Origin of the sequence: Parvibaculum sp. (genome assembly GCF_049672805.1) — a bacterium.
Lineage (GTDB): Bacteria > Pseudomonadota > Alphaproteobacteria > Parvibaculales > Parvibaculaceae > Parvibaculum.
Window position 1 is genome coordinate 1 of the sequence record NZ_JBATWS010000433.1, and the last position, 6893, is coordinate 6893.

At 60.9% G+C, this 6893-nt stretch carries 8 protein-coding genes and 1 pseudogene; all 9 read left to right on the forward strand.

All coding sequences use genetic code 11. The features are described from left to right. A pseudogene (locus WBF74_RS13505) lies at positions 1-225 on the forward strand (cytochrome c oxidase subunit I); the annotation flags it as partial. Between the two features lie 84 nt (positions 226-309). Beyond that, positions 310-1263 carry a heme o synthase gene (locus WBF74_RS13510; RefSeq protein WP_424440786.1) on the forward strand — a complete coding sequence of 318 codons (954 nt, stop codon included), beginning with the start codon at positions 310-312 and terminating at the stop codon, positions 1261-1263. Between the two features lie 9 nt (positions 1264-1272). Beyond that, positions 1273-1455 carry a hypothetical protein gene (locus WBF74_RS13515; RefSeq protein ID WP_424440788.1) on the forward strand — a complete coding sequence of 61 codons (183 nt, stop codon included), beginning with the start codon at positions 1273-1275 and terminating at the stop codon, positions 1453-1455. Positions 1456-1569: 114 nt separating this feature from the next. Beyond that, positions 1570-2409, forward strand: coding sequence for a cytochrome c oxidase subunit 3 (locus WBF74_RS13520; RefSeq protein WP_424440790.1), 840 nt, complete (start codon positions 1570-1572; stop codon positions 2407-2409). Between the two features lie 109 nt (positions 2410-2518). Then, positions 2519-2890: a DUF983 domain-containing protein gene (locus tag WBF74_RS13525; protein WP_424440792.1), complete on the forward strand. Its 372-nt coding sequence runs from the start codon at positions 2519-2521 to the stop codon at positions 2888-2890. Beyond that, complete coding sequence (locus tag WBF74_RS13530) at positions 2887-3633, forward strand: SURF1 family protein (protein WP_424440794.1); 747 nt, start codon at positions 2887-2889, stop codon at positions 3631-3633. Before WBF74_RS13525 ends, WBF74_RS13530 begins: the two co-directional genes overlap by 4 nt. Positions 3634-3638: 5 nt before the next feature. Further along, on the forward strand, positions 3639-5150 hold the full coding sequence (locus WBF74_RS13535) for a carboxypeptidase M32 (RefSeq protein WP_424440796.1): 1512 nt from the start codon (positions 3639-3641) through the stop codon (positions 5148-5150). A gap of 121 nt (positions 5151-5271) precedes the next feature. Then, positions 5272-6675: a threonine synthase gene (gene thrC, locus WBF74_RS13540; protein WP_424440798.1), complete on the forward strand. Its 1404-nt coding sequence runs from the start codon at positions 5272-5274 to the stop codon at positions 6673-6675. Positions 6676-6731: 56 nt separating this feature from the next. Next, a partial coding sequence (locus WBF74_RS13545; protein WP_424440800.1) for an insulinase family protein occupies positions 6732-6893 on the forward strand: 162 nt, incomplete at its 3' end.

Below are 6893 nucleotides of genomic sequence, written 5' to 3' on the forward strand. Positions count from 1 at the left end.
GCGGACTTCCCCGATGCCTACGCGACGTGGAATGAAGTTTCCTCGATCGGTTCCTACATCTCGGCCTTCGGTGTCCTCGTGTTCCTCTTCGGTGTGGCTCAGGCCTTCTTGAAGAAGGAAAAGGCGGCCGACAATCCGTGGGGCGAAGGTGCGACGACGCTGGAGTGGACGCTGTCCTCGCCGCCTCCGTACCACCAGTTCTCGGAACTGCCGCGGATCAAATAATAAGCCGCTCCGGCCGGGGTATCTCCCGGCCGGAGCACCTTTGCCTGTTACCCGGCAAAACCGGGAGAACAAAAAGCGGATTTCATGTCGGATACGGCTTTCAGCAATAATCGTTCGCACAGCCTGCCCGAAGGCGGGATGGGAAGTGCGCGCGACTTTTTCGAGCTGCTGAAGCCGCGCGTCATGTCGCTGGTCATCTTCACTGCGCTTGTCGGCATCGTTGTTGCGCCGGGAAGCATTCATCCGGTGATCGGCTTTACGGCGTTGCTCTGCATTGCGGTCGGCGCGGGCGCATCCGGCGCACTGAATATGTGGTACGACGCCGATATCGACCGGAAGATGGCGCGCACCGTCAACCGTCCCATTCCGTCCGGTCGCGTTACACCTTCGGAAGCCGCCGTCTTCGGCTCGATCCTTTCCGTTCTGTCCGTGATGACGATGGGTGTGCTGGTGAACTGGATCGCGGCAGCGCTCCTCGCTTTCACCATCTTCTTCTATATCGGCATTTACACGGTGTGGCTGAAGCGTCGCACGCCGCAGAACATCGTGATCGGTGGTGCCGCCGGTGCCTTCCCGCCCATGATCGGCTGGGCCGCGGTTACAGGCACGGTCACGCTCGAATCTTTCGTGCTGTTCCTCATCATCTTCATCTGGACGCCGCCCCATTTCTGGGCGCTCGCGCTTTTCCGCTCCGAAGATTATGAGAAAGTCGGTGTGCCTATGATGCCGGTCGTCTCTGGCGAGCGGGAAACGCGCCGCCAGATCATGCTTTATTCTCTGGCGCTGGTGCCTGTCACGCTGGCGCCGGGCTTCATGGGTTTTGCCGGGCTTCTTTATACCGCAGCAGCGGCGCTGCTGGGCGCGGGCTTCCTTGTCTGCGCCTATCGCGTCTGGCGCGCGGAACCGGGGGCTTTACAGGACAAGGCGGCCAAAGGGCTTTTCGCCTATTCGATTCTCTATCTTTTCCTCATTTTCTCGCTGCTGCTCATCGAGAAAATGCTGGGGCTCAGCGGTAACGCGCTGATCCCGGTTCTGTGAGGCTGATCCATGCAGAACCAAGATGAAAGCGAGCGCCACAAGATCGCGGCGCCGCACTGGACAGAAGAGCAGGTCAAGCGCCGCAGGCAGCGCAATCTCGCCATTGCCTGGACGCTTGCCGGCCTGATCATTCTGTTCTTCGTGGTGACGATTGTGAAACTTGGAGGCAATGTCGTGAACCGGCCGCTGTGACGCCGACGCATTGCTTTCAGAAGAAACGCCCCGACCGGACACCGGAACAGGGTTTAAGGGTTTGATTGGTAGCGCCGCCGTCAATTCGGTGCGCTGAAGCGGAGAAGAGGGGACATGGCTGACGCCCACGCCAAGAAACACGATTATCATCTCGTCGATCCGAGCCCCTGGCCGTTCGTGGGTGCACTGGGCGCCTTCGTGGCGGCGATCGGCTTTGTGATCTATATGCATGGTTCTCCGATCTGGACCATGCTGATCGGCCTCGCCATCATCTTCTACACGATGTATGGCTGGTGGCGTGACGTGGTCCGCGAGGGTCGTCGCGGTGATCACACGCCTGTCGTGCAGCTTCATTTGCGCTACGGCATGATCCTCTTCATCGCTTCCGAAGTGATGTTCTTCGTCGCGTGGTTCTGGGCCTTCTTCGATGCGAGCCTTTTCCCCGGCGAAGCTATTCAGGAAGCGCGCACCACGCATACGGGTGGTATCTGGCCGCCGCAGGGCATCGAAGTCTTCGATCCCTGGCACCTGCCGCTCATCAATACGCTGATCCTGCTGACCTCCGGCACCACGGTCACCTGGGCACATCACGCGCTGCTGCATGATGATCGCAAGGGCCTTGTCCGGGGTCTCGCGCTCACCGTGCTGCTTGGCCTCGTTTTCACAGGCGTGCAGGCCTATGAATATGCCCATGCAGCCTTCGGCTTCAGCGGCAGCATCTACAGCGCCACCTTCTTCATGGCGACAGGCTTCCATGGTTTCCACGTTCTGGTCGGCACGATCTTCCTGATCGTCTGCCTGATCCGCTCGATGAAGGGCGACTTCACGCCGAAGGCCCATTTCGGCTTCGAAGCGGCTGCCTGGTACTGGCACTTCGTTGACGTGGTCTGGATCTTCCTGTTCTTCGCCATCTATGTCTGGGGCGGCTTTGGCGGCGTGGTCGCTGCCCACTAAGTGAACCTCGGGCGAGGCTCCGGCCTTGCGCGGGTGAGATCAGGAAAGTGAAAATGGGGGCGGGTGCGCGACAAGCGGCCCGCCCTCGTGGTTTTCAAATAGGCCGATCATGGAAAGCAAATATTCCGCGCCTTCGTCGCTTGAAGTGGGATTGAAGGGGTGCTGTCCGCGCTGCGGCAAGGGCAAGCTCTTTCGCGGCTTCCTCAATGTCACGCCGAGTTGCAGCAATTGCGGGCTGGATCTCGCCTTTGCGGATTCAGGAGATGGTCCTGCCGTCTTTATCATCCTGCTTGCAGGCTTTGTGATTGTCGGGCTCGTGCTCTGGGTGGAGTTCACCTGGTCGCCGCCTTACTGGGTTCACGCCCTGATCTGGATTCCTGTCACACTCGCTTTCACGGTCGGCCTTATCCGTCCCTTGAAGGGCTGGCTCGTCGCGCAGCAATTCCGCCATGACGCATCAGAAGGGCGGCAGGAAAAATGAGGGGTGCGCAGAACCGCTTCTTCCGCCCTCTGCTCTGGCCGACATTGTTCACGCTGGCGGCTCTGCCCGTGCTGCTCGGCCTCGGTTTCTGGCAGCTCGATCGGCTTGAATGGAAAGAGGCGCTTCTCGTAAAGCTCGAACAGCGGATGGTGGCTGATCCTGCGCCCTTTCCTGCGCCGGAAGAATGGGGAGAAATTGATCCCTATAAGGAAGAATATACGCGCTTTCAGCTTGAGGGCCGCTTCCTCGCGCGCGAGTTCCATTATTTCCAGCAAAATGCAAAAGGCACGCCCGGCTATGCCGTGATCTCGCCACTCGAAGTAACGGAAGGGGCTGTCGTTCTCGTCAATCGCGGCTTCGTCCCCGCGCATCTGAAAGAGACGGATGCTCATGGCGGTATACCGGAAAGCGCAGACGGCGCACCGCTCCGCTTTACCGGCATCCTCCGCGCGCCCGCTACACGCGGAGCCTTTGATGGTGTGGACGATCCTGAAAAGAATGTCTGGATGGTGCGCGATCCTGCGGCAATGGGCGCAACGCTTGATGTGGCCCTTGTCGCGCCCTTCATCATTGATGCAGAGCCAGGCTCCTTTCCGGGTGAATATCCGAAGGCCGGCGCGACACGGCCCGAGCTTTCGAACAATCATCTCGATTATGCGCTGACATGGTTCAGCCTCGCCGCCACTCTCCTCATCATCTATCTCCTCTATCACCGTGCAAACGGGCGCATCGGAAGACCCTGAGCCAAATGACATTGCGTAACTCGACCGCCGCCTATGAGGCGCTGAAGGATCGCTTCAACCGTCTCTCCGCCCTTGGAGGCGCGCAAGCGGTGCTGCATTGGGACCGCGCGACCATGATGCCGGAAGGGGGTGCTGCTGCCCGCGCCGAGCAGCAAGCCGTTCTTTCCCTCATCGCCCATGAAACGCTGACCGCGCCTGACACGGCGGAACTGCTCGCCGAGGCAGAGGATGCCGCGTCCTCTCTTGGCGAATGGGACCGCGCAAACCTCGCCGAGATGGTGCGCATCCACGCCCATGCCACCGCTACACCCGCTGACCTCGTGATGCGGCTTTCGCGTCAGAAATCCGAGACGGAAATGATCTGGCGCCGAGCCCGCGCTGCAAATGACTATGCGAGTCTCGCCCCCGCGCTTGACAAGCTGATCAGCCTTGTGCGCGAACAGGCCGCCGCCAAGGCCGAGGCGCTTGGCCTCTCGCCTTATGATGCCTTGCTGGACAGCTATGACCCCGGCCGCCGCGCGAGCGACATCGACAGGCTCTTCGCGGAGCTTGAAGCCTTTCTCCCCGATCTGCTGCGCGAGGTGATGGAGCATCAGGCGAGCGAAGCTGCTCCCCTTGTACCTGAAGGTCCGTTTCCGGTCGCGCGTCAGGAAGAGCTTGGCCGCGAGGTGATGCGCCTGATGGGCTTTGATTTCGCGCATGGCAGGCTCGATGTGAGCCACCATCCCTTCACCGGCGGCGTGCCGGACGACAGCCGTATCACCACCCGCTATGACGAGGCGGATTTCACCGAAAGCCTCATGGCCGTGATCCACGAAACCGGCCATTCGCTTTATGAGCGCGGTCTTCCGGCTGAGTGGCGCGGCCAGCCCGTGGGCCGTGCGCGGGGCATGACGATCCATGAAAGCCAGTCCCTGCTTTATGAAATGCAGGCGGCCCGCACGGAAGGCTTCATTGCATTCCTCACGCCCCATTTCCGGGCGGCATTCGGTGGCAATGGCCCCGCCTGGGAGGTGGACAACATCCTTCGCCACTATCGCAAGGTGCGCCCGAGTCTGATCCGCGTGCAGGCCGACGAAGTGACCTATCCGCTCCATGTCATGCTGCGCTACCGGCTCGAGCGGGCGATGATTGCGGGTGATCTTGAGGCCCGCGATCTCCCGGCGGCTTGGAATGACGGGATGCAGAGCCTGCTTGGCATCACCCCGCCCGACGATGCGAGCGGCTGCATGCAGGACATTCACTGGCCGTCCGGTTCTTTCGGCTATTTCCCGACCTATACGCTCGGCGCACTTGCTGCAGCACAGCTCTTCGCAGCGGCGAAGCAGGCAGAGCCGGGGCTTGAAGCGGCGCTGGGGCAGGGCGATTTCGCCCCGCTCACCCGCTTCGTGCGTGAGAAAGTGCATGGCATTGGGGCGCGCATGACACCGGATGAGATCATCCTGCATGCGACAGGAGAGCCTCTTGGTGTGAGCGCCTTCCGTCGCCATATAAACAGGCGTTATCTCTCTAAATAGCTGTATATAAAGAAGTTTTCAGGCTGATGCCGAGTTTGTTTGCCAGCACGCGCAGGCCCGGTTAGGTTACGCCCCGTCCAACCCCGGCGTAAGGCCGGGGCAGGCTATCCTGGAGATTATGGTGAAGTACGTCAGCACGCGGGGCAGCGCTCCGGAGCTTGAATTCGAGGATGCCTTGCTCACGGGCCTCGCCCGTGATGGCGGCCTCTATGTGCCCGTTGAATGGCCGCAACTGAGCGAGCGCAAGATCAAGGCGCTGGCCGGGCTCTCTTACGAGGAAACCGCCTTTCGCGTCATGCGGCCCTATATCGGCGACAGCATAGGCGATGCCGACCTTCAGGATATGATCGCTGCGGCCTATGCCTCTTTCCGGCATCGCACCGTTGTGCCATTGCGGCAAATCGCGCCGAATGACTGGCTGCTGGAACTGTTTCATGGTCCGACGCTCGCCTTCAAGGACGTGGCGATGCAGATCCTCGCCCGTCTTTTTGATCATGTGCTGGAGAAGAAGGGCAGGCGCATCACCGTTGTTGGCGCCACATCCGGCGACACCGGCTCTGCCGCCATCGAAGCCTTCCGGGGCCGCGACGCGACGGACATTTTCATCCTGCATCCGAAAGGCCGCGTCTCCGAAGTCCAGCGCCGCCAGATGACGACAGTGCTGGACGCCAATGTCCACAACATCGCCATTGAAGGCTCGTTTGATGATTGTCAGGCGCTGGTCAAGGCGATGTTCAACGACCTCGCCTTCCGCGATGAGGTGAGCCTTGCCGGCGTGAACTCGATCAATTGGGGCCGGGTCATGGCCCAGATCGTCTATTTCTTCACCAGCGCTGTTGCGCTCGGCGCGCCCGCGCGCCCGGTCGCTTTCTCGGTGCCGACGGGCAATTTCGGCGATATTTTCGCGGGCTATGCGGCCGCGCGCATGGGCTTGCCGGTGGCAAAGCTCATCGTCGCAACCAATGTAAACGACATTCTCGCCCGCACGCTGGAAACAGCGCGCTATGAGGTCGGTACGGTCGTCCCGACCATCAGCCCCAGCATGGATATTCAGGTCTCATCCAATTTCGAGCGCCTTCTGTTCGATGCCTATGGCCGTGATGGCGCGGCAGTGACGCGCCTGATGCAGAGCCTCAGCCAGTCCGGCGCCTTCGAGATTGATACTGTGCGCCATGAGGCCATAAAGGCGCAGTTTGGCGCGGCGCGTATTGATGAGGACGAGACCAGGGCCACCATCTCCCGCTTGCGCGAGGAGACGGGCGAACTGGTCGATCCTCAGTCTGCTGTGGGTCTTGCCGCCGCGGCAAAGTTGCGGGGCGATACATCGGTGCCGATGGTCACGCTTGCCACGGCCCATCCGGCAAAATTCCCGGATGCGGTGAATGCCGCAACGGGGGTCCACCCGGAGCTGCCGCCCGCCATGGCCGATCTCTTTACGCGAGAGGAGAGACTTGCCGCCCTTCCGAATGATCTCGGCGCGGTTCAGGCTTTTATCCGCGAACGGGCGCGTTCCGTGGCTGCCTGAAGCCCGCCCGATATCCGTGTTCGTGATGTGCGTGTTGTAAATGAAGGAGTATGCCGATGTCCGTTGAAGTGACCCGCCTTGAAAACGGCCTCACCATTGTGACGGACAGCATGCCCCACCTTCAGACGGCATCTGTCGGCGTCTGGGTGAATACCGGCGCGCGTCATGAAACGGCGCGGGAGCATGGTGTTTCCCACATGCTCGAGCATATGGCTTTC

Bases quoted from the DNA above. Each gene is read 5' to 3' on its own strand.
- WBF74_RS13510 (WP_424440786.1), top strand. From the start codon at position 310: ATGTCGGATACGGCTTTCAGCAATAATCGTTCGCACAGCCTGCCCGAA.
- WBF74_RS13525 (WP_424440792.1), top strand. From the start codon at position 2,519: ATGGAAAGCAAATATTCCGCGCCTTCGTCGCTTGAAGTGGGATTGAAG.
- WBF74_RS13515 (WP_424440788.1), top strand. From the start codon at position 1,273: ATGCAGAACCAAGATGAAAGCGAGCGCCACAAGATCGCGGCGCCGCAC.
- WBF74_RS13520 (WP_424440790.1), top strand. From the start codon at position 1,570: ATGGCTGACGCCCACGCCAAGAAACACGATTATCATCTCGTCGATCCG.
- WBF74_RS13535 (WP_424440796.1), top strand. From the start codon at position 3,639: ATGACATTGCGTAACTCGACCGCCGCCTATGAGGCGCTGAAGGATCGC.
- WBF74_RS13530 (WP_424440794.1), top strand. From the start codon at position 2,887: ATGAGGGGTGCGCAGAACCGCTTCTTCCGCCCTCTGCTCTGGCCGACA.